This window comes from Epilithonimonas hungarica (assembly GCF_900102265.1).
Classification (GTDB): Bacteria; Bacteroidota; Bacteroidia; order Flavobacteriales; family Weeksellaceae; genus Epilithonimonas; species Epilithonimonas hungarica.
In genome coordinates this window covers 75,000-99,254 of the sequence record NZ_FNBH01000002.1, presented here as the reverse complement: position 1 = coordinate 99,254, position 24,255 = coordinate 75,000, and the positions used below count along the sequence as shown (strand labels likewise).

24 protein-coding genes and 2 tRNA genes are annotated in these 24,255 nt (G+C 35.3%); 17 read left to right on the top strand and 9 right to left on the bottom strand.

The window, feature by feature from the left end; genetic code table 11:
- The first annotated feature begins 82 nt into the window (after nucleotides 1–82).
- From BLT30_RS07795 to BLT30_RS07770, 5 genes are all read left to right on the top strand, one after another.
- Entirely contained in the window at nucleotides 83–877 is a 795-nt protein-coding gene (locus BLT30_RS07795; protein WP_089873033.1) for a T9SS-dependent choice-of-anchor J family protein, read from the top strand.
- A 252-nt stretch (nucleotides 878–1,129) separates the two neighbouring features.
- A complete protein-coding gene (locus BLT30_RS07785) occupies nucleotides 1,130–3,016 on the top strand; it encodes a DNA topoisomerase IV subunit B (protein WP_089873031.1) in 1,887 nt (628 codons plus the stop codon).
- Nucleotides 3,017–3,057: 41 nt separating this feature from the next.
- Nucleotides 3,058–3,558: a hypothetical protein gene (locus tag BLT30_RS07780; protein ID WP_089873030.1), complete on the top strand. Its 501-nt coding sequence runs from the start codon at nucleotides 3,058–3,060 to the stop codon at nucleotides 3,556–3,558.
- The gene (locus BLT30_RS07775) at nucleotides 3,558–6,131 is read left to right on the top strand and encodes a DNA gyrase/topoisomerase IV subunit A (protein ID WP_089873029.1); all 2,574 of its coding nucleotides are present in this window, start codon (nucleotides 3,558–3,560) and stop codon (nucleotides 6,129–6,131) included. The genes BLT30_RS07780 and BLT30_RS07775 overlap by 1 nt, the downstream gene beginning before the upstream one ends.
- Before the next feature lie 47 nt (nucleotides 6,132–6,178).
- Nucleotides 6,179–6,850 (top strand): rhomboid family intramembrane serine protease, encoded by a 672-nt coding sequence (locus BLT30_RS07770; protein WP_089873028.1) that lies wholly within the window; start codon nucleotides 6,179–6,181, stop codon nucleotides 6,848–6,850.
- 56 nt (nucleotides 6,851–6,906) lie between these two features.
- Here BLT30_RS07770 and BLT30_RS07765 read toward each other — a convergent pair whose 3' ends face one another.
- The 5 genes from BLT30_RS07765 to BLT30_RS07745 form a co-directional block, all read right to left on the bottom strand.
- On the bottom strand, nucleotides 6,907–7,875 hold the full coding sequence (locus BLT30_RS07765; RefSeq protein ID WP_089873027.1) for a N5-glutamine methyltransferase family protein: 969 nt from the start codon (nucleotides 7,873–7,875) through the stop codon (nucleotides 6,907–6,909).
- Nucleotides 7,876–7,877: 2 nt separating this feature from the next.
- On the bottom strand, nucleotides 7,878–8,639 hold the full coding sequence (gene yaaA / locus BLT30_RS07760) for a peroxide stress protein YaaA (protein ID WP_089873026.1): 762 nt from the start codon (nucleotides 8,637–8,639) through the stop codon (nucleotides 7,878–7,880).
- Between the two features lie 111 nt (nucleotides 8,640–8,750).
- Nucleotides 8,751–9,362 (bottom strand): L-threonylcarbamoyladenylate synthase, encoded by a 612-nt coding sequence (locus BLT30_RS07755; RefSeq protein ID WP_089873025.1) that lies wholly within the window; start codon nucleotides 9,360–9,362, stop codon nucleotides 8,751–8,753.
- Between the two features lie 57 nt (nucleotides 9,363–9,419).
- A tRNA-Met gene (locus BLT30_RS07750) sits at nucleotides 9,420–9,495 on the bottom strand.
- A gap of 224 nt (nucleotides 9,496–9,719) precedes the next feature.
- Nucleotides 9,720–9,795, bottom strand: a tRNA-Met gene (locus BLT30_RS07745).
- A gap of 211 nt (nucleotides 9,796–10,006) precedes the next feature.
- Here BLT30_RS07745 and BLT30_RS07740 point away from each other — a divergent pair.
- Genes BLT30_RS07740 through BLT30_RS07725 form a run of 4 tightly spaced genes read left to right on the top strand, consistent with a single transcriptional unit; the run spans nucleotide 10,007 to nucleotide 14,209 of the window.
- On the top strand, nucleotides 10,007–10,366 hold the full coding sequence (locus tag BLT30_RS07740) for a BlaI/MecI/CopY family transcriptional regulator (RefSeq protein ID WP_027384886.1): 360 nt from the start codon (nucleotides 10,007–10,009) through the stop codon (nucleotides 10,364–10,366).
- Nucleotides 10,366–12,447 carry a M56 family metallopeptidase gene (locus BLT30_RS07735; protein ID WP_089873024.1) on the top strand — a complete coding sequence of 694 codons (2,082 nt, stop codon included), beginning with the start codon at nucleotides 10,366–10,368 and terminating at the stop codon, nucleotides 12,445–12,447. Before BLT30_RS07740 ends, BLT30_RS07735 begins: the two co-directional genes overlap by 1 nt.
- A gap of 55 nt (nucleotides 12,448–12,502) precedes the next feature.
- Entirely contained in the window at nucleotides 12,503–13,339 is an 837-nt protein-coding gene (locus tag BLT30_RS07730) for a GLPGLI family protein (protein WP_089873023.1), read from the top strand.
- A 21-nt stretch (nucleotides 13,340–13,360) separates the two neighbouring features.
- Nucleotides 13,361–14,209 (top strand): GLPGLI family protein, encoded by an 849-nt coding sequence (locus BLT30_RS07725; RefSeq protein ID WP_089873022.1) that lies wholly within the window; start codon nucleotides 13,361–13,363, stop codon nucleotides 14,207–14,209.
- A 27-nt stretch (nucleotides 14,210–14,236) separates the two neighbouring features.
- Here the strand turns inward: BLT30_RS07725 and mscL are convergent, their stop codons facing one another.
- Nucleotides 14,237–14,611: a large conductance mechanosensitive channel protein MscL gene (gene mscL, locus BLT30_RS07720; protein ID WP_027384883.1), complete on the bottom strand. Its 375-nt coding sequence runs from the start codon at nucleotides 14,609–14,611 to the stop codon at nucleotides 14,237–14,239.
- Nucleotides 14,612–14,731: 120 nt separating this feature from the next.
- On the opposite strand from mscL, the gene BLT30_RS07715 reads away from it, so the two are divergent.
- Nucleotides 14,732–16,213, top strand: coding sequence for an NAD(P)H-hydrate dehydratase (locus tag BLT30_RS07715; RefSeq protein ID WP_089873021.1), 1,482 nt, complete (start codon nucleotides 14,732–14,734; stop codon nucleotides 16,211–16,213).
- Here BLT30_RS07715 and BLT30_RS07710 read toward each other — a convergent pair.
- A complete protein-coding gene (locus tag BLT30_RS07710) occupies nucleotides 16,210–17,196 on the bottom strand; it encodes a DNA topoisomerase IB (protein ID WP_089873020.1) in 987 nt (328 codons plus the stop codon). The two genes, BLT30_RS07715 and BLT30_RS07710, sit on opposite strands and share 4 nt — an antisense overlap.
- Before the next feature lie 162 nt (nucleotides 17,197–17,358).
- On the opposite strand from BLT30_RS07710, the gene BLT30_RS07705 reads away from it, so the two are divergent.
- From BLT30_RS07705 to BLT30_RS07675, 7 genes are all read left to right on the top strand, one after another.
- Nucleotides 17,359–18,258, top strand: coding sequence for a cell division protein FtsX (locus BLT30_RS07705; RefSeq protein WP_027384880.1), 900 nt, complete (start codon nucleotides 17,359–17,361; stop codon nucleotides 18,256–18,258).
- Nucleotides 18,259–18,260: 2 nt separating this feature from the next.
- On the top strand, nucleotides 18,261–18,566 hold the full coding sequence (locus tag BLT30_RS07700; protein WP_089873019.1) for a DUF3098 domain-containing protein: 306 nt from the start codon (nucleotides 18,261–18,263) through the stop codon (nucleotides 18,564–18,566).
- Between the two features lie 79 nt (nucleotides 18,567–18,645).
- Entirely contained in the window at nucleotides 18,646–19,464 is an 819-nt protein-coding gene (locus tag BLT30_RS07695) for an undecaprenyl-diphosphate phosphatase (protein ID WP_089873018.1), read from the top strand.
- Between the two features lie 188 nt (nucleotides 19,465–19,652).
- Entirely contained in the window at nucleotides 19,653–20,351 is a 699-nt protein-coding gene (truB, locus tag BLT30_RS07690) for a tRNA pseudouridine(55) synthase TruB (RefSeq protein ID WP_089873017.1), read from the top strand.
- A gap of 11 nt (nucleotides 20,352–20,362) precedes the next feature.
- Complete coding sequence (locus BLT30_RS07685) at nucleotides 20,363–20,953, top strand: hypothetical protein (protein WP_089873016.1); 591 nt, start codon at nucleotides 20,363–20,365, stop codon at nucleotides 20,951–20,953.
- 26 nt (nucleotides 20,954–20,979) lie between these two features.
- Entirely contained in the window at nucleotides 20,980–21,702 is a 723-nt protein-coding gene (gene rluF / locus BLT30_RS07680) for a 23S rRNA pseudouridine(2604) synthase RluF (RefSeq protein ID WP_089873015.1), read from the top strand.
- Nucleotides 21,703–21,790: 88 nt separating this feature from the next.
- Nucleotides 21,791–22,429, top strand: coding sequence for an outer membrane beta-barrel protein (locus tag BLT30_RS07675; protein WP_089873014.1), 639 nt, complete (start codon nucleotides 21,791–21,793; stop codon nucleotides 22,427–22,429).
- A gap of 48 nt (nucleotides 22,430–22,477) precedes the next feature.
- Here the strand turns inward: BLT30_RS07675 and BLT30_RS07670 are convergent, their stop codons facing one another.
- The gene (locus tag BLT30_RS07670; protein WP_089873013.1) at nucleotides 22,478–23,794 is read right to left on the bottom strand and encodes a helix-hairpin-helix domain-containing protein; all 1,317 of its coding nucleotides are present in this window, start codon (nucleotides 23,792–23,794) and stop codon (nucleotides 22,478–22,480) included.
- Nucleotides 23,795–23,866: 72 nt separating this feature from the next.
- Nucleotides 23,867–24,199: a MerR family transcriptional regulator gene (locus tag BLT30_RS07665; protein WP_027384873.1), complete on the bottom strand. Its 333-nt coding sequence runs from the start codon at nucleotides 24,197–24,199 to the stop codon at nucleotides 23,867–23,869.
- Nucleotides 24,200–24,255 lie beyond the last annotated feature (56 nt).

Genomic DNA, 24,255 nt, shown 5'->3' with positions numbered 1-24,255 from the left:
ATTTTAATCAATATAAAATAGAAACTCCCGAATTATCGGGAGTTTTTTATTTGTACTTTAGCAAGAATTAAAAATAAAATTTATGATCAGAAAATTACTTTTTGCTTCTTTATTAATGGTTGGATTTGCAGGGTTTTCACAAACTATAATTTATAAAGAAGATTTTGAGACGGAATCTGGAAGAAATTCTTGGGAAAATGTTGATAGAGATGGCGATGACCAAAAATGGGAATTTTATGATGATGAGATGCCTGCGTTTACGGGTTGGTATGCAACTTCTTGGTCTTGGTTTCTCGAGGCTTTCACGCCTGATAATACTTTAACAAGTCCGGCGATTAATTTGCCTCCAAGTCAAGATTTACTTTGGTTAAGATTCAAAGTTGGCGCTTTTGATGAAGAATTGTATCAAGAGCATTATGCGGTTTATGTAATTCCTGCGAATTCCACTTTTACGGGTAATGAAACACCTGTTTTTGAAGAAACTTTGGATGCTGGTTATACAGAAACGGCAAAAAATATTAACATCAATATCACTTCATTTGCGGGGCAAGATGTTAAGATCGTTTTTAGACATTACAACTGTACAGATATTGCTTTTATAGCCATTGATGATATCGAGGTTGTGGAAACTCCGGGATTGGCGGTTTCTGATGCTAATAAAATTAATGCTCAAGTTTATCCAAATCCAACATCAGATTTCATAAAAATAAAAGGTGTTGATAATATCCAAAAAATCAGAATTTTTGATATGAATGGAAAAGTGGTTCTGGAAAGTTTTTCTTCGGAAGCGGATGTTAGAAACCTTCCTGTCGGACAATATATTTTGAATGTTCATACAGATTCGCAAATTATTTCCAAGAAAATAATCAAGAAATAAATCAATTTGTCTGAACTTCGTTCTTTATGTATGGATGAAGTGTTATGGGTCACAGCACAAAGAATTGAAGTTTTCGGCGGAATGTTTTTCTGAAAAAATAATTTTAAATTGAAATAAGAGATGGCTTTTTTAGTCATCTTTTTATTTTATAAAAATCTAAAAGACAATTAATATGATTCGAAGATATTTGAAATAAAAATTCGGATTTTTGGCTTCAATTTCCTACTTTTGTGTGTTTACTGATTTTTTACTATGTCACAAGATTTACAGCCGAATTATTCTGAAGAAAATATACGAACCCTCGATTGGCAGGAACATATCCGGTTGCGTCCCGGGATGTATATTGGAAAATTAGGAGATGGTTCATCTGCAGACGATGGAATTTATATTCTTCTCAAGGAGATCATTGATAATTCTATTGACGAATTTGTGATGAAAGCCGGAAAACGCATCGAAATCAAAATGGATGACGGTAAAGTTTCCATCCGGGATTTTGGTCGTGGAATTCCTTTAGGAAAAGTGGTTGATGCTGTTTCTAAAATGAATACTGGTGGTAAATATGACAGCAAAGCGTTCAAAAAATCAGTTGGTCTTAACGGTGTCGGAACAAAAGCGGTAAATGCTTTGTCAGATTTCTTCCGTGTGAAATCCATAAGAGAAGGTCGTGTGAAAATGGCAGAATTCTCCAGAGGTATTATCAAAACGGATTATCCCGAAGCTGATTCTTCTGACAGAAACGGAACCGAGATCAGTTTTGTTCCGGATGGCGAGATCTTCCTCAATTTCAAATTCCGAAAAGAATATGTGGAGCGAATGCTTCGTAACTATGCTTATCTGAATCCGGGATTGACGATTGTCTTCAATGGAGAAAAATTTTATTCCGAGAATGGATTACGGGACCTTTTAGAAGAAGAACTGGAAGGCGATATTCTTTACCCGATCATTCATTTGAAAGATGAAGATATCGAAGTTGCGATCACACATTCTGATAAATCACAGACTGAAACCTATTTTTCTTTTGTTAATGGACAGAATACAACGCAAGGAGGAACACATCTTAATGCTTTCCGGGAAGCTTTTGTGAAAACGATCAGAGAATTTTATAATAAAAACTTTGAAGCTGCCGATATCCGTAAATCGATTATTGCTGCGGTTTCTATAAAGGTTATCGAGCCTGTTTTCGAGTCTCAGACCAAAACCAAATTGGGCTCTAACGAGATCGAGCCTGGTGGTGTTACGGTCAGAACTTTCATTATCGATTTTCTGAAGAACAAGCTAGACAATTTTCTTCACAAAAATCCAGAGGTTGCAGAAGCTATTCTTAGAAAAATTATGATTTCGGAAAGAGAAAGAAAAGAACTTTCCGGGATCCAGAAACTTGCAAGAGAACGGGCAAAAAAAGTTTCGCTTCACAATAAAAAGCTGAGAGACTGCAGGCACCATTACAATGACCAGAAAGCGGCAAGAAAATCTGAGACGATGATCTTCATAACCGAGGGAGATTCTGCTTCTGGTTCTATCACAAAGTCCAGAGATGTGGAAACACAAGCTGTTTTCTCATTAAAAGGAAAACCACTCAATTGTTACGGGTTGACCAAAAAAGTGGTTTATGAGAATGAGGAATTCAATCTTCTTCAGGCAGCTCTTAATATCGAAGAAAGTCTTGAAGATCTGCGTTACAATCATGTGATTATTGCTACCGATGCGGATGTTGATGGGATGCACATCAGATTGTTGATGATTACGTTCTTTCTTCAGTTTTTCCCCGATTTGATTAAGAACGGACATCTATATATTTTGCAAACACCACTTTTCCGCGTAAGAAATAAGAAAGAAACCAGATATTGCTATTCTGATGCGGAACGTTTGAAAGCGTTGAACGAACTTGGGAAAAATCCTGAGATCACTCGATTCAAAGGATTAGGAGAGATCTCTCCGGATGAGTTCAAACATTTTATTGGTAAAGATATTAGGCTAGAGCCTGTTGTTTTAGGAAAGGATCAGACGATCACTCAACTTTTAGAGTTCTACATGGGGAAAAATACACCAGACAGACAACTGTTCATTTTGGACAATTTGGTGGTTGAAGATGATACTAATATTGATAAAAAAGAAATAATTAGAGAAATGGAGGTTTAAAAAGCTTTCTATAATAAAGAACTAAAAAACATAAAGCACAAATGAGGTTAAGTAACAGAAATAGAACACCTTTCTATAGTTTTATATATTCGATCGTAGGTATTATCTTTATTTTAGGAATTATTGCCTATGTTTTGGAAATCAATAAGTTCGATGTTTTTGGAGATAAAGCTTGGATATTGTTGTTGCTGCCTTTTTTGTTGTTTATTATCCTTTATATGTTAGGAAGGCCCATATTCGAATATGATAGTGATGGTGAGGCGCTTAATTTTAGGAACAATCATATTCTGTATATATTAAATAAAAAAAATGCAAAAGATGAATTTCCAAAGTATAAATTGTTAAAATTCAACATTGTCAATCTATTGATATTTAGAAAATTATATATTTATATTTCTAGTAAAAAAAGTAATGTTGTCATACTGAAGTATGACCTTTCCTATCTTAGCAGAAAGGAAGTGAAGGATTTGAAGTTTTCTTTGAACAAAGTGGTGAAAGCCAATCAGGAAACCAGACAAAAAGATAATATGGTAAAAGATTAATGGAAGAAAGTACACATCACGAGGAAAGCCTGAAAAAAGTTTCGGGTCTGTATAAAGATTGGTTTTTAGATTATGCATCTTATGTAATTTTAGATAGAGCAATTCCCTCTATTTATGATGGGTTTAAGCCTGTTCAGCGTAGAATTATGCATTCTATGCGGGAGCTGGAGGATGGGCGTTATAACAAAGTTGCCAATATCGTAGGTAATACGATGAAGTACCATCCACATGGAGATGCTTCTATTACCGATGCCATGGTACAGCTCGGGCAAAAGGAATTGTTGATAGATACCCAGGGAAACTGGGGAAACATCTACACAGGAGATTCTGCTGCTGCTGCAAGGTATATCGAAGCCAGGTTGACACCATTGGCTTTAGATATTGTCTTCAACCCGAAGACAACCATTTGGTCCAAATCTTATGATGGTAGAAATAATGAGCCTGTAGATCTCCCGGTAAAATTCCCATTACTTTTGGCACAAGGCGTTGAGGGTATCGGGGTTGGGCTTTCCACCAAGATCATGCCTCATAATTTCAACGAGCTTATCACTGCCTCCATTCTTTATCTCAAAGGAAAGAGATTTGAACTGTTTCCCGATTTTCTTACGGCCGGAATGTTGGATGTTTCCAATTATAATGATGGTAAAAGAGGTGGCAAGATAAGAGCGAGAGCAAGGATCTCGCAAAAGGACAAACATACACTTACAATTACAGAGCTTCCTTTTTCAAAAAATACAGGTGATCTTATCGATAGCATTTTGAAAGCTAACGAAAGAGGGAAGATCAAGATCAAAAAAATTGAAGATAATACATCGGATAATGTAGAGATCAATATTCATCTTCATCCGGATGTTTCGCCTGATAAAACCATTGATGCACTTTATGCATTTACGGATTGTGAAGTTCCGATCTCTCCAAATGCCTGTGTGATCGTTGGTGACAAGCCAATGTTCTTATCTGTTTCCGATATTCTGAAACATAATACGGATCATACGGTTTCCTTACTTAAAAAAGAACTTGAGATTGAACTTCATGAGCTACAGGAAAGCTGGCATTTTTCATCGTTGGAAAGAATTTTTATCGAGAACAGGATATATCACGATATAGAAGAGGTCAAGTCCTGGGAAGATGTCATCAAAACAATTGATGAAGGTTTGAAACCTTATACAAAACATCTTCTGAGAGCTGTTACAGAAGAGGATATTGTGAAGCTGACAGAGATTCGGATCAAGAGAATTTCCCGTTTCGACCTAGATAAATTCAAAGAAAACATTCTGGCTTTGGAAGGTAAGATCGAACAAGTGAAACACCATTTGGCCAACCTTATCACTTATGCGATAGATTATTATACCAATATCCAGAAAAAATACGGAAAAGGAAAAGAAAGAAAAACTGAACTAAGGATTTTCGATACGATTGATGCTACCAAAGTGGCTGTTGCTAATGAAAAATTCTATGTCAATAGGGAAGAGGGTTTTATCGGAACATCGCTTAAAAAAGACGAATATCTTTTCGATTGTTCGGATATAGATGATATCATCACTTTTCAAAAAGATGGTACCATGAAAGTAGTGAAGGTAGAGGCCAAAACTTTTATAGGTAAGAATATAGTCCATGTTGCGATTTGGAAAAAGAATGATAAACGTACAGTTTACAATACGATCTATAGAGAAGGTCGGGAAGGCCCATATTACATGAAACGTTTTTCTGTGACAGGCGTTACCCGGAACACAGATTATAAATTAGCTTCTGACAAAAAAGGTTCAGAAATGCTCTATTTTTCAGCCAATCCAAATGGCGAAGCTGAAGTGGTCTCTGTTTTATTAAAACCAAATGCGAGGGTAAGAAAGAATAAAATTGATATCGATTTTTCCGAAATTATAATAAAAGGGCGTGATTCCAAAGGAAACCTCGTAACCAAATATGCGGTCAAGAAAGTTGACCTGAAAGAAGAAGGCGTATCAACTTTAGCACCGAGAAAAATCTGGTTTGATGATTCTGTAAGACGTTTGAATGCCGATGGGAGAGGAACTCTGTTGGGAAGCTTCAAAGGTGATAATAAGATTCTAACGATCAATTCCCAGGGCGAGGCCAAGTTGGTTTCTTTTGATTTGATGAACCGTTTTGATGATGATTATCTGATTCTCGAAAAGTGGAAACCGGAACAGCCGATTACTTGTATATATTTTGACGGTGAAAAGGATAAATATTTTGTAAAACGTTTCCTTTTGGAAGCTACACCTAATGTTCAATCTTTCTTCGCAAACGAGAATCCAAAGTCTTTCATCGAGTTTGTAACAACAGAAGCTGGAGCCATCGCAGAATTGGTTTTCCCAAAGGTCAAAGACAAACAAAAAGACCCGGAAACAGTTGATCTGGACGAATTCATCACTGTGAAAGGAATCAAAGCAATCGGAAATCAATTAACAAAAGACAAGGTCAAAAATATCAATATCGCAATTCCCGAACCGCCGGAAATTATCGAAGAGGAACCAGAATTTGAGGAAAGACCTGACTCGGATCTGGATGACGAGGGTGGAACTATAGGTAATCTATTTGAAGAAGAAAATTAGAAAATAAAAAGACTTTGAGAGTCTTAGCTTGAAAAACTTAAAATATAATGAACATCGTTTTATTAATTATAATAGTGATTACTTGTGTCACAAGTTACATTGGATTTCAACAACCGGAATTATTCCAAAAATACAAGTTTGAAGTCGGTTCTATCCAAAGGAGAAAGGAATATATAAGGTTGTTATCCGCAGGGTTTCTCCACGCAGATTTTATGCATTTGCTATTCAACATGTACACGCTTTATATTTTTGCTCCTATAGTATTGATACCTTTTAATTATTATGGAGCTGGAGTAGGAGGGTTTGGAGTAGGCGGATTTTTAATCATTTATTTCGGCTCAATAATCTTAGGAAATTTATTTTGTCTTTACCACTACAAAAATGTACCGTTTTATTCCGCAATTGGAGCTAGTGGAGGTGTTTCGGGGATTTTATTTGCCGCTGTAGCTTTGGCTCCTATGGATATTAGGATTTGGTTTATTCCAGGCTTCGCTTTTGGTGCTATCTATTTCGGGTATTCCGTTTATATGATGCTGAATCCAAGAATGAATGATAATATTGGTCACGCTGCGCATCTAGGTGGCGCATTCTTCGGATTGGTCTATGCCGTGATTGCCTATCCGGAATTAGCTCAGCAAAATGCTTTGTACATTGGGATTATGGCCTTGCCGCTTATTTATTTGGCTTACGAGATTTTCGTGAAAAAGAGAATTGGATAAAAAATACCTTCTCTGGAGAGATGGTTAAATTTAATCAAATTATTGAAGGTATAATTTTATTTCCTCACAAAAATCATTCGGTTATTTCCAGAGATATCTTTCAAAAGTTCAGCTTCAGAAAAATTTTGGAACAATTCCAAAGTTTCTTTTCCTAATTTCTGATTAATTTCAAGGAAAACCATTCCATTTTCAGCAAGATGATTTTTAGAATCTTCTGCAATTTTTCTGTAGAAAATCAAAGCATCGGAAGTAGGAGAGAAGAGTGCAATATTGGGTTCAAAACCTTTGACAGAGTCTTCAATTTCCGGGTTTTCTTCAATACCTATATAAGGCGGATTGCTGATAATGATATCAAAAACTTCGTTGTCGGTCTGAATGGAGTCGAAGACTTCATTCAGATAATCTTTTTGGATAAACTTGATTTCTGTTTTATGAAAATTGGCGTTTTTTTTAGCAATATCCAAAGCATCTTTAGAAATATCAATGGCAAAAATTTGAGCTTCCGGAAAATATTTCTTCAAAATAATCGGAATAATCCCGCTTCCGGTTCCAATATCTAATATTTTGAGTGGGATGTTTGAGAGTCCGAGAGTTATAGAGTTCGCTTGGTCAAAACCATTAACATTGTCAGGCTGAGGCTCTCGAGGCCCTTCGAATTGCCCAATATCAATAATTTGATTCTTTTTACTTTTCTCTTGTATCTTATTTATTGCCAATTCCAGCAGTTCTTCTGTTTCTGGTCTTGGAATCAAAACGTGTTCGTTGACGAAGAATTTCATTCCATAAAATTCAGTTTCTCCAAGGATTTGCTGAAATGGTTTCCCTGTTTTCAATTCCGAAATGGCTTCTGAGAATTTTTTCAAATCGATTTCGGATATATCTTTATCCCGATTATGACGTAATTCAATCTTATTCAGTTCTAAAAAAGATTCACAAAAAATGGAGAACAATTCCTCAATCTCAGATTTAGAATAGAGTTCGGAAAGTTCGTTTTGGAAAATAGCTTTGATTTCAGAAAGTTTCATAGTTACCTTGTGAAAACCAAATTAGTTTCGGTCGAAAGTTTCTCGTCCAGAAGATAATTCTCGTAATTGAAAGCTTTGAGTTCATCCAAAGTCTGGACATTATTCTCAGCGCAAAAACGGAGCATCAAACCTCGTGCATGTTTCGTATAAACCACAATCGTTTTCAACTTTCCGTCAGGTTGTATCTGTCTGAAATCAAAATCAATCACTTGTCCTTTCAGCTTTTTACGATTGATAACTTTTACATACTCATTGCTGGCAAGATTAATTACCAATTCTCCTTTTTTAAGTTCGGAATTCAATTGCTCAGTCACCTTATCCGTCCAGAATTCATAGATATTTTTGTATGAATCGAATTGGAAAGGTCTTCCCATTTCCAAACGATATAACATAATTTTGTCCGAAGGTTTCAAAAGTCCATAAAGTCCGGATAAAATTCTGTAATTCTTCTGAAGATAATCAACCGCATTTTTGTCCAAGCTTTGAGCGTCCAAACCTCTGTAAACTTCTCCTGTGAAAGCAAACATTGCGGGTGCTGAGTTTTTAGCCGTCGGTTTCGAGGTCCATTTTTGATTTCTTTCCCAATTTTCGTCTGCCAGTTTTGGAGAGATTTCCATTAATTCTGCTAAGAATTTTGGAGATTTTTCTTTTAAAAAAGATTGGATGAATTCTGAATCCTTAATGAATTTAGGAGTTGTACTTTTAAGGAATTCTGTAGAATTTTCTACGTTCATCAATTTGGCAGGCGATGTTATGAATTTCATTTTTTATTGTCAGTTGATAAGTTGTCAGTCTGTGGTTCTCGAAGACTTAATTAAAAACTTTGTTTATTTTTCCTTTTTTGACTTCGTCGAATCTATGATTTTTTGGATTTTTTATAAAACTCCTTTTCCTTGTCTGATGATTTCCGGTTCTCCGGAAGTCAAATCTACAATTGTGGAAGCGGTATTGTCTCCATAACCAGAATCAATTACGATGTCAACCAGTTTGTCATATTTTTCAGCAATAAGTTCCGGGTCGGTAGAATATTCCAAAATCTCATCATCATCGTGGATAGAAGTGGAAACAATCGGATGTCCCAATTTTTCTACAATCATTTGCGGAACAATGTGGTCTGGAACTCTGATACCAACCGTTTTGTGTCCTTTGTAAGCTGTCGGAAGATTTCTGTTCGCTTCCAGAATGAATGTAAATGCGCCGGGTAAATGTGTTTTCAGAAAACGGAAAGTAGATGTTTCTATCGGTTTTGTGAATTCTGAGAGATGGCTCAGGTCGTTACAGATGATTGAAAATTTTTGCTTATCAATCTTGATTCCTTTTATCTGAGCGAGTCTTTCCATTGCTTTGTGATTATAGATATCACAGCCAATTGTGTAAATCGTATCCGAAGGATAAATGATAACGCCACCGTTTTGAAGGACTTTTACGGCTTCGTCTATTAAATTTTCTTGCGGATTTTGCGGGTATATTTTTAAGATTTTTGCCATGATCAAAGGTAAGAAATAAAATAAAAAAAGAGAATCAAAAAATTGATTCTCTTAAGTTGGTTGCGAGGACACGACTCGAACGTGCGACCTCCGGGTTATGAGCCCGACGAGCTACCTACTGCTCTACCTCGCGATATTGTTCTGCAAATATACGACTTTTTAAATATAAGTCAAGTGAATTGGGATTTTTATTTTTTTTCAGTGATTTTAAATTCTCGCAGATTGGGCTAATTAAGCTGATTTTAAATATCTATTATCTGCAATATTTGCTCAATCTGCGAGATATTTATTTTAACCGATCCTTTTCTTGAGGGTATTCTATAAAAAAAGAGAATCAAAAAATTGATTCTCTTAGTTTGGTTGCGAGGACACGACTCGAACGTGCGACCTCCGGGTTATGAGCCCGACGAGCTACCTACTGCTCTACCTCGCGATATTGTGGTGCAAAGATAAGACTTTTCTGATACAAGTCAAGTTTATAATCAAATTTTAAATTAATAATTATTTATATTTTGATTTTCAATGAGTTATGATATTTAACGTCTTTTAACTATAAAAATAGTTGTACGAATGAAAATTAATCCTACATTTGTATTACTAAGTTTTTAGTGATATAAGATTGATTGTTTTTAAAGTTAAAAAATATGAATAAGTTAACCAAAGCAGAAGAACAGGTAATGCAGTACCTTTGGCAGATAGAGAAAGGATTCTTGAAAGACGTCTTAGAATTGTTTCCCGAGCCAAAACCGCATACCAACACGATTTCCACGATTCTGAAAATATTGATGGAAAAAGGATTTGTGAATTACAAAACTTTTGGAAGACAACACGAATATTTTCCTCTTATCAGTAAGGAGAATTACAGCGGAAAGTCTATCAGAAGCCTGGTTAAGAATTATTTCGAAGGTTCTTATACCAATGCTGTTTCATTTTTGGTAGAAGAAAACGAAATCAGTGTGAAGGATTTGGAACTTTTATTGGACGAACTTAAAAACAAGGAATAATGGAACCACTATTACTGTATTTTGGCAAAATGATTCTCTGCTCTGCGGTGATGTTTGCTTATTATCTTTTGTTCCTGAAGGATAAAACTTTCCATCATTACAATCGGTTTTACCTTTTGTTGTCGGTTATTATAAGTCTGGTTCTGCCACTTATAAAGGTTTCCTATTTTACAATAGAGACCAATAAGAACTTGTATCTGCTGCTTAGTCAGCTCAATCAAAATCAATTACAAACAACTACAAACTATGATATCACTATTTATTCGGTTTTTTATGCAGTTATTGGAGTGGTTTCAATCATTCTTTTAATTAAGTTGATTGTCGGAATCCTAAGAATCCAATCTATTAAAAAACAATTCCCGAATGAAACAATCGAAGGAATCAAATTTTATCAAACTAACTTAAACAATGCACCCTTCTCATTTTTTAGAAATCTTTTCTGGAAACAGACGATTCAGCTGGATTCGCCTGTCGGACAGCAGATCCTGAAGCACGAGATGGTTCATATTCAACAAAAACACAGCTGGGACAAACTCCTGATGCAGGTGACGAGATCTGTTTTCTGGTTCAATCCCGTGTTTTACTTTATCAACAAAGAAATCAATCTTATTCACGAATACTTGGCGGACAAGAAAGCGGTGAAAAAGTCCGATACCAGAGCATTTGCGCAGATGCTTCTCGAGAGTCACTTTTCGGGGTCGGTAATTCCTGTTACGAGTCCTTTTTTATCCTCTAACCTAAAAAAAAGACTTACAATGCTTACGAAAAACCAAACCAAGTACAGCTATGCACGCAAACTTTTTGCGCTACCGATTTTATTCTTTATGGTGTTCGCCTATATGGTGAATGCAAAAAACAAAGAAATCAAAGAAACGAACAAAGCAATCGAAATTGCTGTAAACGAACTGAAAAATGACACGATAAAACCTAAAGCTTCTGAGTTTGATAGTTTATCGATGAGTCATCAAAAACAAACCCAGTTATATTCCGAAGCTTTACAGGAAGACCATCTGAAGATGTCTGCCATCAGCAAAAAAATGGCTGAAAAAAGCAAAGTATTATCTGCTTTGAAAAAGGCTAAAAAAGAGGAATCATCCGAGTACAAGGCTTTAGAAAGCGATTTGGAAAATCTGTCAAATCAAATGCAGTCTATTGTAGATTCGGACAATTATCAGAAAAATCTAAAAGGCTTGGAACAACATTCGGAGGCGATGACTAAAATGTATGATTCTCCGGAATTCAAGAAAAGAATTGCCGATGCAGAAAAAAGTGCAAAAGATGCTGAGGCAATGGTTAATTCTCCAGAGTTCAAAAAGAGAATTGCTGATGCAGAAAAACAGGCAAAAATTGCTGAGCGAATGATGAAGTCTCCAAAGTTCCAGAAAAGTTTGAAAAACGCACAGGAACAAGCTGAGAAAATGCAGATCAAGATCAATTCTCCCGAATTCCAGAAAATGATTCAGGATGCTCAGAAAAAAGCACAAGAAGCTTCTGAGCAATATGGGAAGATCTATTCAGAAGCTGACTTTCAGAAAATGATAAAAGACCAATATGGAAAAGATGCTTTTACTGATGGAACTGTAGCTTATGGTTTCGATTTAAGTGATTTTCCGGAAGTCAAGGATTTGACAACTAATTTCAATTTTAAGTTTTCTGATGATAATTTCTTTAATGAGGCTAAATCCAAATTATCTCCAAAAGAATTAAAAAAAATGGAGAAAAAGAGAAAGCAACTCCAGGAAAAACAGAAAGAATTGATGGAAGAACAGAAGAAGCTTCAGGAAAAACAACGCGAATTGAACAAAGAGATGCGTCAGAATAATCCTTGGACCATCAGTTTTAATTCTAACCTGGATTCTCCGAAAGCATTGGTTTATAACAAAAATATTACGCCACCACAAAGAATCAACAGGTCAAACCAAGTTGTTGTTCTTGATAAATCGCTGGACAATACAACAGTTTACATCAATGGGAAAAAAGTTGATAGATCTGAACTTCAAAAAGTTGAACCAAGCACTATTTCATCAATGAACGTTTTCAAAACAAACGGGACTGGAAAAATTGAAGTTACTACAAAATAAACAACTTACATTCATAACATTTAGCCGGTTCGCCGGCTTTTTTATTACTTGAAATATGAAAAAATTACTTTTACTTTTTACGTTTTTTGGGATTCTGACTTTTGCTCAGAACAAACGATTCATCTACGAATATAAATTCATTTCAGATTCCACCAATTTAGAAGATATTAAAACCGAGATGATGTTTCTCGATACTACAAAAGATGGTTCCAAATATTACAGCTACACAGTTTTCAACTCAGATTCTTTGATGAAGGCGGATCTGGAACGCCAGTTAAAAGCGACGGGTTCGATCAATGTGAAAACAGATATGAGAAAAGGGAATGTCAGATATTCTGTAACCAAGACTTATCCGGATTATAAAATTAATCTTCATCGCAGATTGGGAATGGATGCTTATAATGTTTCTGATGACAGAAAGATCAATTGGAAGATCTCATCTGAAAAAGAAAAAATAGGCGAATGGAGTACTCAAAAAGCTGAAGCAGATTTTGCAGGAAGACATTGGACAGCATGGTTTTCTACAGATATTCCGATTCAGGATGGACCTTATAAATTCCAGGGTTTGCCAGGATTAATAGTGAAGGTCGAGGATAGGACAGGTTCTCATAAAATGGAATTGAAGGGAATTAAAAATATTAATGGAGAGCTGGACATCAATGTTTTCGAAGCAAAAGAAATTACTGTCAATTCAAAACAATTCCAGAAAGTCTTGAAAGAATATGAAAATGATCCTACCAAAGGTATCAAACAAATTCAGATGGGCGGAACATCGATCGTGCTGACAGGGAAAGATGGAACTTCTACAAAGATTGCCAAAGAGCAGGAAGACCGTTTGAAGGCTCAAATCAAGAAAGATAATAACAGAATTGAACTGGCTGTAGCGAAATAAATAAAATCAAAATAATAATCTATGAAAAAACTATTTTTATTGACTTTCCTTTTTCTTTCTGTTTTTGTATTCTCTCAAAACCAAAGATTTTATTACGATTATCAGTTCCAGACAGATTCAACAGATTTGGAAACCAAAAAATCAGAATTAATGGTTTTGGATATTGATAAAAAAGGCTCCAAATATTACAGTGAATATGTTTTCCAGAACGATTCTATAATGGATGCTCAATTCAAAAAGAACATGGCAGCTCACAGTGACGATCCAGTACAAATGTCTGGAAAACAAGGTTTGGTTGGGTATAAAGTTCTGAAATCTTATCCCGATTTTAAAATCAATCATATTGTTTCGTTGGATATGACACTTTATAATGCTGACCAACAAGTTAAAATTAATTGGAAGATTTTACCAAATAAAGAAAAAATAGGAGAGTGGAATGTTCAAAAAGCAGAAGCTGATTTTGCAGGTAGAAAATGGATTGCTTGGTTTTCAACAGAAATTCCGATACAGGATGGACCGTATAAATTCTATGGATTGCCCGGTCTTATCATAAAAATCGAAGATAAGTCGGGTTTTCACAAGATGGAACTGAAGGGAATTAAAAACAATGTTGTTGAAAGAGATATTTTTGCTTTTGAATTCGAAAAACCAATCCCTGTTAATTATACAAAATATCAAACGATTTATAAAAATTACAGGAAGGACCCATTAGCAAATTTTAAGAAAGCAGCATTAAGCGGACAAGCTTATATGGTTGATGATTCTGGAAAAGAAATAAGAGGTCAGGATTATGTAAGATCTCAAGAAAAAATAGTACAAGAGCGTATGAAAAAGAATAATAACATCTTAGAATTAGACCTGTTAAAATAGAAAAACGCCACAAACTGTGGCGTTTTTTTATGATTTTTTCTTAAGCTCATCTCTTATTTCCGCTAATAGAACATCTGTAGATGATGGTCCAGCAGGAGCTTCTTCCGGTTTTTTGTTGACTTTATTGGCCAATTTGATGATCCAGAACAAAACAAAGGCGATCACCAGGAAACTGATGACAGAAGAAAGGAAATTTCCATAAGTAACACCGTTCCAGGCCAATTCTTTGATGTTTTCTGCACCCGCAGCTTCCAGTGCCGGAGTAAGTAAAAGCGGCGTGATCACATCATCTACCAACGATTTTACAATTGCACCAAATGCCCCGCCAATGATAACACCGACTGCAAGGTCTACTACATTGCCTTTGAAAGCAAATTCTTTAAATTCTTTTACAAATCCCATAGTTGTTTTTTTATAATTGTTATAAACAAAAATAGTTTTTTTTTATTTATAATAGTTTATTCGTTAATATTTCAAGATAAATTTATTGACTAAATTTGATGATAATGTAATCAATCTAAAATGAAAATCCTCTCATCATCCCAAATCAAACAATGCGATTCTGTAACCATTGGAAAAGGAATCTCTTCCATTGATCTCATGGAAAGGGCTGCAAAAGCTTGTTCAGATTGGATAGAGATCAATTTTAAAATAAATAAAGGCTTCTCGATTTTCTGTGGAAACGGGAATAATGGCGGTGATGGATTTGCAATAGCAAGAATGCTTTATGAGAAAGGATTTGATATAGATGTTTTTATTGATGAAAACAATTTTAAGTTTTCTGATGATTCCAAAATTAATCTTGATAGAATAAAGAAAATCAGCGGAATAGGGATCAAAGGTTTTTCTGAATTTGAGAATAATAGAGAATCAGTAATAATTGACGCACTATTTGGTTATGGACTGAATCGAGAGTTGTCTGATGATTTTAATGATCTAATCGAAAAATTAAATGAAATTCATACTTCGAAAATTTCCATTGATATCCCGACCGGACTTTTTGCGGACAGAATAATTGATGAACATTCTACGGTTTTCAAAGCAGATTTCACGCTGACTTTTCAATTCTATAAAAGAAGTTTTCTTCATCCGGAAACTGGAAGATTCTGTGGAAAGATCATAGTTTTAAACATAGACCTTGATGAGGATTTTATCAATGGAACAAAAACCGATTACTTTGTAATTGATGAAACTCTAATTAAAAATATTTACAAGCCTCGGAAAGAATTTAGCCATAAGGGAACTTACGGTAAGAGTATTTTGGTTGGCGGAAGTTATGGCAAGATCGGGGCGGTTTTGATGTCAACTTTGTCAGCTTTAAGGACAGGAAGTGGATTGACTTTTACCATCGCACCAAAATGTGGAAATACGGTTCTTCAATCTCAGATTCCCGAAGCCATGTTCATCGATTCTGGAGAAAATCATATCAATAAGATAGAAATTCAGGAAAAGGCGGTTTACGGAATAGGACCTGGTTTGGGAAAAGAGAAAGAGACGCGAAAGGCTTTATTGGAATTCCTTGAGAATTATACAGGTCCTATTGTTTTGGATGCGGACGCAATTAATATTTTAGCCGAAACTCAAAGATTAAATTTAATTCCGGAAAACTCGGTCATTACACCACATCCTTTGGAATTTGAAAGGCTTTTCGGGAAAACTGAAAACTCTTTTGAAAAAATAGAATTAGCAAAACAAAAAGCAGAAGAATTACAGATTTTTATTATCCTGAAAGATCATCATACAGCCGTGGTTACGCCAGGGAAAAAAGTGTTTTACAATATCACGGGCAATTCCGGGATGGCAAAAGGCGGAAGCGGGGATGTTTTGACGGGGATCTTGACATCATTGATCTCTCAAAGATATGAAATCGAGGAAGCATGTATTTTCGGAGTTTGGCTTCATGGGAAAGCGGGCGATCTTGCTGCCGAAGAATTCTCAAAAGAAGCAATGTTACCAACAGATTTGATCAATAAGATAGGAGATGTTTTCAAATATTTGAGTTAATTCATTTTCGACTTCAACATATACAAAACGCCTATTTCTGTTTCAGAGAGATTTTCGTTCTTTTTCAAAAGTTTTTTGATCTCTTTTTGAAAATAATGGATGGTTTGTCCGTTTTGGTAATGCTCAAAAATTCTGGGGTCAATATAGGAATCTCTGGCGACTGCGGGCGTATTTCCTAATTTTTCGGAAACGGCAACAATGGCATTTCGGATTCGTTTTTTCATTTCTTTTTGTTGCTGTTTTTCACAGATCCCGAGTTCGTCCAATATTCCGGCAGCAATCATAGTTCCTGCCCAGGTCCGGAAATCTTTGGCGGAAAACTCTTCGCCCATTACTTCTTTGATGTATTGGTTCAGGTCTTGACTTTCCACCATGATCAATTCCCCATCTTCATCATAATATTTGAAAAGCCTATAACCAGGTAATTCTTCCAGTTGGGCAATTACTTTTGACAACTTCGAATTAATGATATGCTTTTCCTGAAATTTTCCCGATTTTCCTTTGTATGAAAAGATCATCTCATCACCTTCAATTGTCAGATGTTTTTTGCGGATCGTTGTTAAGCCATAACTTTTATTTTGTTGTGTGTATTTTGGGCTTCCGGGCCGGAAATAGGCCGAGTCAAGTAGTCTTACCATTGCAGCCATTACTTTCTCCCGGGACATTTTTTTCTTGCGGAGATGTTGTCCTGTAACGCGACGCATATGTTCCAGGTTTTCTGCGAAATGCAGTATCCTGTCAAATTTATCAGCATCTTTTCTAGCCCGAAACCTAGGATTATAGATGTATTGTTTTCTGCCTTTTTGATCACGGCCTATTGCCAATATTTTTGCTCTTTTATTCGTTGTGATCTCTACATCTGTCCAAGCTGGCGGAATTACAAGAGACTTTATGTATTCTATTTTTTCTTTGTCCTTAAGTTTCTCGTTGTTCTGATCGGTATAGAAGAAGTTTTTTCCTGAGGTTTGGCGTAAGAGTTTCATAATTTTTGATTTGATAAATTTATCTAAACAAGAAAAATGCCGATTTGGACGTTATAAGGATACTTAATAGATTGGGTCCTTTAGGCTTGTTTTATGATTTTATTAACAGAGACCAAAGCCGATTATTAAACGAAAATTTCTATTTTAGCAAAAATTTTTTTGATGCCAAAGACCGTTGACGATTTTAATAAAAGCAGACTTAGATCCAGTAATATTACTGTGGTCATCAGTATTTCACTGGTTTTATTCCTTGTGGGATTATTTGGATTGATATTGATCAATGCTCAAAAATATTCGGATTATATCAAAGAGCAACTTGTAGTTGAAGCTTACTTTGATGAGTATCTTGATCCAAGAGATTCTGCAAAAACGCTTAAATTCCAAGAAGAAACTTTTACGAAGATCAAGCAGCAGAATTATGTGAAACAAGCGAAATATATTTCTAAACAGGAAGCTTCTGTAATTGCGAAAAGACAATTGGGAATTGATTCCGACGCGCTTTTCGAGGAAGATATTTTTCCTGCCTCTGTTGAGGTTACTCTTAAGCCGGAGTTTGTGGATCCTGCAAAAATAGATGGTGTTGTTGCCCAGCTAAAAGCTATTGAAGGAGTGAAAGATGTGGCCAATGATAATAAGCTGACAATTGATGTTTATAACAACCTGAACAGGATCTTGACCTGGATCTTGGCATTTTCAATTCTTTTCTTGATTGTAGCGATTGTATTGATCAATAATTCTATCAGGCTGAAGATTTTTTCTAAAAGATTCATTATCAAAACAATGCAGTTGGTGGGCGCAAAAAGGAGATTTATTTTGATGCCTTTTATCAGAGAAGCTTTGGTTCTTGGATTGATTGGTGCATTTATAGGGATTTTAGCTCTTGGGGGAATTTGGTATTATTTTACCAATCAGATCGGGACACCGTTCGTACAGGACACGACCCAATATGTTTATCTTGTTTTGATAATTCTTTTCGTGGGTGTTTTTATTACCATTGCAAGTACTATCTTTGCAACCTGGAGATTCTTACGTAGTAACGTGGATGATTTATATTACTCTTAAAAATGGCAAAAAAAGCAAAAAATAAATATTCTGCAGACCAGTTCGGGACAACTGAAACTGTCGAGAAAAAGACATTCTATTTTGGAAATAAGAATTTCAAATTGATGTTGATCGGATTAGGGTTGATTCTATTAGGCTTCTTGCTAATGATGGGAGCAGATGCGAACACAACCCCGGAAGGGAAATTTGACCCGAATTATTGGAATGAGGATATTTTCTCATTTAGAAGGATCAGACTTGCACCTTTTTTGGTGATTGCAGGTTTTGTGGTTCAAGTGGTTGCAATTCTGAAAAGAAACAAAGATTAATTTTAAATTTCAAATAAAAATAACAGCTTTGTCTTGATAACTCGGGACAAAGTTTTTTATTAGTAAAAACAAACAAACTATGGATTTGATAAAAGCAATTATCATTGCGATTATAGAAGGACTTACAGAATATTTACCAATTTCTTCCACGGCCCACATGGGGTTTGCTGCAAGCCTTATGGGATTGGAAGAAACCGAATTTTTGAAGATGTTCCAGGTTTCGATCCAGTTTGGAGCTATACTTTCCGTAGTTGTTGCTTATTGGAAAAAATTCTTCGATTTCAGTAATCTCCAGTTCTATTACAAGTTGGCTTTTGCCGTGATGCCGGCTTTGGTTATTGGTTTTTTCTTAGATGATGCCATAGAATCTGTTCTGGGAAATCAAATTGCAATTTCATCTGTTTTGGTTTTAGGAGGCGTGGTATTGTTGTTTGCTGACAATTGGTTCAAAAATCCTATTGTTCACGATGAGAAAGAAATAACCATCAAAAAAGCTGTGACAATCGGTTTTTGGCAATGTCTCGCAATGATGCCTGGTACAAGTAGAAGTGCGGCTTCCATCATTGGAGGAATGGCACAAGGATTATCCAGAAAAGCAGCTGCTGAATTTTCATTTTTTCTTGCAGTCCCTACGATGCTGGCCGTTACGGTCTATTCTGTTTTTGTGAAAACCTGGGGAAAGGAGACACCGAATCCAATGAAAGGCTATGAAATGATATTAGAATCTCAGAATCATATTTTAATTTTCATAGTTGGAAACATTGTTGCTTTTGTCGTAGCCTGGATCGCAATCAAATCGTTTATTGCTTTGCTTAACAAATATGGTTTCAGACCTTGGGGTTGGTATCGTATTTTCGTAGGTATAGCTTTGTTGGTGTATTTTTATTGGTTTAAATAGAATTATTTGGGCAGCTATTTGACTTCATTGAAAGCAATTTAATATTTAGTGGCAGCTTTTTCCGTCTTCCGTTCCCGCTTTTTTCTTTTTATCAAAAAAGAAAAAGAGCTTCACTCGAGCCGGACTGCATTACACATCTTACCTTTAAAAAAAAGAATCTATAACTCTCAAACCCTCCAATCCGAAAAATGACAGCAGAAGAATTACAATCCGGACACATATTTCTATTGGACAAACCTTTGGATTGGACAAGTTTTCAGGCTGTCAATAAAATGAAGTACAAACTTAAGAGAGAATTCAAAGAGCTTCCCAAGAAATTTAAGATCGGTCACGCCGGAACATTGGATCCAAGGGCAACGGGGCTTTTGATTGTTTGCACGGGGAAATTCACAAAGAAAATTCCGGAAATTCAGGATGCACCAAAAGAGTATTGGACAGAAATAAAAATTGGTGTTCAAACCGAATCCTACGACACGGAAAAGCCAGAAATTCTACAAACTGATTTTTCCCATATTACCGAAGAACAGGTTCTCCAGGCTTTAGAAAGATTCATAGGGGAGATCGATCAGAAGCCACCAGTTTTCTCGGCAATCAAAATCGATGGAAATCGTGCTTATGATCTTGCAAGAAAAGGAGAGGAAGTTGAAATGAAATCAAGGAAGACCACTATTCATTACATCAATGATATAGAGATCAATTTGCCTTTTGTGTCTTTTACCGTTGGTTGTAGCAAAGGAACTTATATCAGGAGTCTGGCTCACGACATTGGTCAGGAGTTAAAAGTAGGAGCTTATCTTACGCAACTTAGACGAACTAAAATTGGAAATTATTCTGTAAATGATGCAACTGCGGATTTTATTAACGATGATTTTAAAATCTCCGAATAATATAAAACCAAATGAAGAGAAATTTATTTTTTCTGGCCTTAATGTTTTCAGCTATTGTTTTCGGACAATCCGAAGAGAATCAAAGCAAAACTATGGGTTTTTATATCAGCCCAAATGTCCAAGTTGGTTACAATTTGGGTAACTCGATAAAGGATAATCAGAATCAAGATTCGCAATATTATCAGCAATATGTTTCGCCCAAGTTACCAAACAAATATACATATGGTGTTGGCTTTGTAGGCGGTTATCATCTTTTGCCGTTTTTCGCTTTAGGAACTGGATTAAAATATAATTATATAACAGATAATCTGCATCTTTTGAACTGGACAATTCAGCCAAAATTTATCTTCGGAAAGGATGAAGGAAAGTTTATTGTCGAGTTTGAATATGGAAAACAATTGAACCAATCAAATATCAATAACACGCATTATTTTGGAGGAAAATTAGGATATCAGGATTCTTTTTCCAAATATTTGCTTCAAGAAGGAGGATTGTTCATTTATAGATATAATTCGGCCGTTTCTGAAGCTTTTTTTATTGGGATTTCCTTAAATGCTACGGTTTTTAGCAACAAAAAATATACGGTTTACGGAAATGATTAATTGTTTTTCTAATAAACTAATTGAATATGGAAAAAATCAGAATCAACAAATATTTATCGGAAGTTGGCTTCTGCTCCAGAAGAGCTGCGGACAAACTTTTGGAGGAAGGCAGAATTACTATCAACGGCGTAGTTCCTGAATTGGGAACAAAAGTTTCTGATGAGGATGAGATCTTTGTGGATGGGAAAACTATTAAAAAAGTAGAAGAGGAGTTTGTTTACATTGCTTTCAATAAACCTGTAGGAATTGTTTGTACAACGGATACTAAACGTGAGAAGAACAATATCGTTGATTATATCAACCATCCGAAACGTATTTTCCCAATAGGCAGGCTCGATAAACCAAGTGAAGGATTGATTCTTCTAACTTCCGACGGCGATATTGTCAATAAGATTCTAAGAGCAAGAAATAATCATGAGAAAGAATATTATGTAAGGGTTGATAAACCGATCACTGAAAAGTTTCTCGAAAAAATGAGAAACGGCGTTCCGATTCTGGACACGATCACAAAGAAATGTGAAGTTGAAAAAATCGATACAATGAATTTCCGGATTGTGCTCACACAAGGTCTCAACCGACAGATCCGCAGAATGTGCGAATATCTGGGGTATGAGGTGAAGAAGCTGAAAAGGATCCGTATTATGAATATCAAACTGGATCTTCCTGTTGGGAAATGGCGCGATTTGACCGATTCTGAATTGAAGGAATTGAATAGTTTGTTAGAAGACTCGAGCAAAACCTTTAATTGATCCTCTATGATAAAAGTCAGTTTTTTATCTGTTTGAAATAGTTTTGAACTCTATAAATTTGCGACCTCAAAATATAACTATACAAACAATGAAAAAATTAACTATTGCTGTAGCAATTGTATCATTCGGACTGGTAAGTGCCCAAAAGAACACTCTTTTGGTGGGAGGAAATATCTCTTATGATAATACGACTAAAAAGAACTATTCAACTGCCGGTGATTTGAAAACAGATAACTTTGAATTCACTCCCACAATTGGTTATCAGTTTGCCGACCATTTTACAGCCGGTGTGAAATTTGGAGTTGGCTCTTCAAAGAATGATTATTATCAAACGATATTTAACGGTTGGGATTCGTATGAATCTATTACTAATATCAAAACAAACACTTTTACATACGGTGTTTTTGGAAGATATACAATGCCATTGAACGATACTTTTTCGGTTTTCGGTGATTTGGATGTTTTGTTCAATAATAGTAAATCCACAGTGTCTGCTACAGGACCATTAGCTTATTCTACAACAACCAAATCAACCGGTTTTGGAATTGGCTTTACACCAAATCTTTTCATCAATTTCAAGAACTCTTTCGGACTTAACTTTAATGTAGGAGGAATCAGTTACCAGTCAGAAAAAATTAAAGATTCTGATCTGAAAACAAATACTTTTGGATTTGGATTCGGAAAAGGAGTGACAGTTGGTATCTCTAAAAACTTTGGATTGAAATAATTCAACGTTGAAATAGATCATAAGAATCCGCAGATTATCTGCGGATTTTTATTTTGTATAAAGTCTCATTTTGTCCTCATATTCTGGTTTCAATTTCAACCATTTCCAGATTTTTTTATCGTCAGGATATGTATTTCTGTAATAGATAATTCGGTCTGCTGAATATCGGAAGTATGGATGCGTTTTTAGCCAATCTTCTGGAGCTTCCGTAAGCGAATATTTTGCAACACTAGAGTTATCCAATTTCGTGATATAAACTAGTTTTTCGCCTAAGGCTCTATCAATCTCATAAGTTTCCAATAACTGATTTTTATTAATAAATCCACCCAATTTCTTTCTGAAGGCCAAAATTCCAGCAGAATCTTTTTCGGTAAATCCAAATTCCCTTAATTGTTTGAAATTGATTTCGTTAAGGTTAATTCTGGAAAAATCTGTTTTTTCAACGATGACTGGCTTTTCTTCTTTTGATTTTTCAATGACCGAAAGTCTGATCCAAGGTTTCATTTCCTCGAATTTTTCCTCGGAGATCACAAAACATTTTTGAAGATCTTCCAATGATTTGAAACTACCTTTTAGGTTTCGTTCACGATAGTTGACAATAACATTCGCTTGCTTTTCAGAAAAACCCAAAACTTGCCATTGTTCGGCATTCAGTTCATTCGGATCAAAGTAATGGTTAATTTTTGTAGTTTCTTTTTTCTTCTCAAAACGATTTGCAAGATTTTCGGGTGTTTTGTCTTGCAAAATTAAATAAGGTGACATTTGAACAAATTGCTCATCGCTGATCATAAAACATTCTTTCAGTTTTTCTTTGCTGATAAAGCTTCCGCCGAGATAGCTTTTATATTTCAGGATTGCGGCTGCTTGTTTCTCAGAAAAACCAAGGTTTTCCCAATCTTTCTGAGAATAGCTGTCAGGATTGAATTTTCCTTTGATATTGAGCTTCTTTTTCTCAAAGCTTTTGAAGCTGAATTGATTATTCTTAATGTCAGAGTTATTTTCAGGAAGAAGAATGTAGTTTTTCAATTGTTCATATTTCTCTTCAGAGACCGCATAACATTTTTTGAACTGTTCCTTTGATTTGAAATTTCCACCAACTATTTCTTTGTATTTCAAGATCGTTCTAATTTGTTTTTCAGAAAAACCCAGATTTTTCCATTGCTTTTCATCTATGTCGTTCGGGTTGAACTCGGACAAGATCATTTCTGGTTCAATTTCAGAAACAAACTGAATATCTGGAGTTTTATATACTTGCTTCTCTCTGTAGATCGAAAAAGAAAATTGAAAAATAAGAATCAGGATTCCAAAAAAGACAAGACTGCAGAGTTGCCTTTTCCGGATTTGGAAAGGTAAATTTGGTTTCATTTTGTGTTTTTGGTAAAATTAAAAATAAAACCAATAAGAATTGAGGAGATGATAAAAAATAAACGACTAAAATTAGTCGTTCAAAGAATTTTTTAATTTAAGAAGTTCAGCTTTTACAAATTCTAATCTATCAATAATTGTAATAGTTTCAGATAATTTTGTATTGGTGGTCAATGCAACTCTGGCTCCGTCGAGCGTATAGCCTTTTTCTTTTACAAGATGATAGATGATCTTCAGGTTTTCTATATCAGAAGGCGTGAAATATCGATTTCCCTTTTTGTTCTTCTTGGGTTTGATGATAGGGAATTCCTGCTCCCAATAACGAATTAGAGACGTGTTTACATCAAAAGCCTTGGCAACTTCGCCAATGGAATAATAGAGTTTGTCTGGAAGATTGAGTTTCATTTTCTGATAGAATTTTCAAAGATAATTATTTTTCGTTCTTTAATACAAATTGTATC

Bases quoted from the DNA above. Each gene is read 5' to 3' on its own strand.
- BLT30_RS07795 (WP_089873033.1), top strand. From the start codon at position 83: ATGATCAGAAAATTACTTTTTGCTTCTTTATTAATGGTTGGATTTGCA.
- BLT30_RS07785 (WP_089873031.1), top strand. From the start codon at position 1,130: ATGTCACAAGATTTACAGCCGAATTATTCTGAAGAAAATATACGAACC.
- BLT30_RS07780 (WP_089873030.1), top strand. From the start codon at position 3,058: ATGAGGTTAAGTAACAGAAATAGAACACCTTTCTATAGTTTTATATAT.
- BLT30_RS07775 (WP_089873029.1), top strand. From the start codon at position 3,558: ATGGAAGAAAGTACACATCACGAGGAAAGCCTGAAAAAAGTTTCGGGT.
- BLT30_RS07770 (WP_089873028.1), top strand. From the start codon at position 6,179: ATGAACATCGTTTTATTAATTATAATAGTGATTACTTGTGTCACAAGT.
- BLT30_RS07765 (WP_089873027.1), bottom strand. From the start codon at position 7,875: ATGAAACTTTCTGAAATCAAAGCTATTTTCCAAAACGAACTTTCCGAA.
- yaaA (WP_089873026.1), bottom strand. From the start codon at position 8,639: ATGAAATTCATAACATCGCCTGCCAAATTGATGAACGTAGAAAATTCT.
- BLT30_RS07755 (WP_089873025.1), bottom strand. From the start codon at position 9,362: ATGGCAAAAATCTTAAAAATATACCCGCAAAATCCGCAAGAAAATTTA.
- BLT30_RS07740 (WP_027384886.1), top strand. From the start codon at position 10,007: ATGAATAAGTTAACCAAAGCAGAAGAACAGGTAATGCAGTACCTTTGG.
- BLT30_RS07735 (WP_089873024.1), top strand. From the start codon at position 10,366: ATGGAACCACTATTACTGTATTTTGGCAAAATGATTCTCTGCTCTGCG.
- BLT30_RS07730 (WP_089873023.1), top strand. From the start codon at position 12,503: ATGAAAAAATTACTTTTACTTTTTACGTTTTTTGGGATTCTGACTTTT.
- BLT30_RS07725 (WP_089873022.1), top strand. From the start codon at position 13,361: ATGAAAAAACTATTTTTATTGACTTTCCTTTTTCTTTCTGTTTTTGTA.
- mscL (WP_027384883.1), bottom strand. From the start codon at position 14,611: ATGGGATTTGTAAAAGAATTTAAAGAATTTGCTTTCAAAGGCAATGTA.
- BLT30_RS07715 (WP_089873021.1), top strand. From the start codon at position 14,732: ATGAAAATCCTCTCATCATCCCAAATCAAACAATGCGATTCTGTAACC.
- BLT30_RS07710 (WP_089873020.1), bottom strand. From the start codon at position 17,196: ATGAAACTCTTACGCCAAACCTCAGGAAAAAACTTCTTCTATACCGAT.
- BLT30_RS07705 (WP_027384880.1), top strand. From the start codon at position 17,359: ATGCCAAAGACCGTTGACGATTTTAATAAAAGCAGACTTAGATCCAGT.
- BLT30_RS07700 (WP_089873019.1), top strand. From the start codon at position 18,261: ATGGCAAAAAAAGCAAAAAATAAATATTCTGCAGACCAGTTCGGGACA.
- BLT30_RS07695 (WP_089873018.1), top strand. From the start codon at position 18,646: ATGGATTTGATAAAAGCAATTATCATTGCGATTATAGAAGGACTTACA.
- truB (WP_089873017.1), top strand. From the start codon at position 19,653: ATGACAGCAGAAGAATTACAATCCGGACACATATTTCTATTGGACAAA.
- BLT30_RS07685 (WP_089873016.1), top strand. From the start codon at position 20,363: ATGAAGAGAAATTTATTTTTTCTGGCCTTAATGTTTTCAGCTATTGTT.
- rluF (WP_089873015.1), top strand. From the start codon at position 20,980: ATGGAAAAAATCAGAATCAACAAATATTTATCGGAAGTTGGCTTCTGC.
- BLT30_RS07675 (WP_089873014.1), top strand. From the start codon at position 21,791: ATGAAAAAATTAACTATTGCTGTAGCAATTGTATCATTCGGACTGGTA.
- BLT30_RS07670 (WP_089873013.1), bottom strand. From the start codon at position 23,794: ATGAAACCAAATTTACCTTTCCAAATCCGGAAAAGGCAACTCTGCAGT.
- BLT30_RS07665 (WP_027384873.1), bottom strand. From the start codon at position 24,199: ATGAAACTCAATCTTCCAGACAAACTCTATTATTCCATTGGCGAAGTT.